2 protein-coding genes are annotated in these 702 nt (G+C 59.1%); one reads left to right on the top strand and one right to left on the bottom strand.

Annotation, left to right across the window (positions count from 1 at the left end):
- Positions 1-222 (top strand): ATP-binding protein (locus tag QMG25_RS20385; RefSeq protein WP_283462960.1); only part of this gene is annotated, 222 nt, incomplete at its 5' end.
- Positions 223-271: 49 nt separating this feature from the next.
- Here the strand turns inward: QMG25_RS20385 and QMG25_RS20380 are convergent.
- Positions 272-463 carry a hypothetical protein gene (locus QMG25_RS20380; RefSeq protein ID WP_283462958.1) on the bottom strand — a complete coding sequence of 64 codons (192 nt, stop codon included), beginning with the start codon at positions 461-463 and terminating at the stop codon, positions 272-274.
- Positions 464-702: the final 239 nt, after the last annotated feature.

Raw genomic sequence — 702 nt, 5'->3', positions numbered from 1 at the left:
GCCGAGGGACTATACCGGGTTGTGGATGCCGCCTATGAGAAACGCTCCATCGCGATCTCCTCCAACCTGCACCCGGCCGGATTCGACGAGCTCATGCCCAAGACCCTGGCCACGGCGACCGTGGACCGACTGCTGCATCATGCCCATGTCTGCCAAACCAGTGGCGACTCCGTCAGGCTGACCCAGGCCCTAGCAGGGAAGGGAGTGGCACAACTGAGCTAACACACCGCACCGGTATGGCCAACCACGCATCTATATTGGCGGGCAGATCTCATGGCCATATCCGGGCAGTTTTGCTGGCCACCAGCGGGCAGAAGAAGTGGCCGCTGGTGGGCAGAAACTCATGGCCCTTGACACCCCACTGCTGCGGCACGCGTATCCGCAACCTGCAGCGCTGCCCCAACACGCCGCTTCCCTGCACATAGAGCGCGGATCCGTCGTGGTGCGGTGTCAATAAATTCACTTGATTACTCTTCCCAATAGCCAGCACAGCGCCAACCATATACGTGCTGCTCCGCTGGACTGGCACCGGTCTGGTCTGTTACGGCGGGCCGGTGTGGTTGTTAAATGGCTCTTCAGAATCCAGAGTGTAGTTTCGGTCTGAAGCCTCCGGATTCCAGCAATGATCTGGCGACGTAGTTGGTGAGATTCCTGAAGCCGAGGGCAGAGCCCCGAAGGTGTTCCAATCTTCCATTAATTGCT

The sequence above is a fragment of the Arthrobacter sp. H35-D1 genome (assembly GCF_030063185.1).
Classification (GTDB): Bacteria; Actinomycetota; Actinomycetes; order Actinomycetales; family Micrococcaceae; genus Specibacter.
The sequence above is the reverse complement of the archived record's forward strand: the minus strand, read 5'-3'. Positions and strand labels throughout refer to the sequence as shown.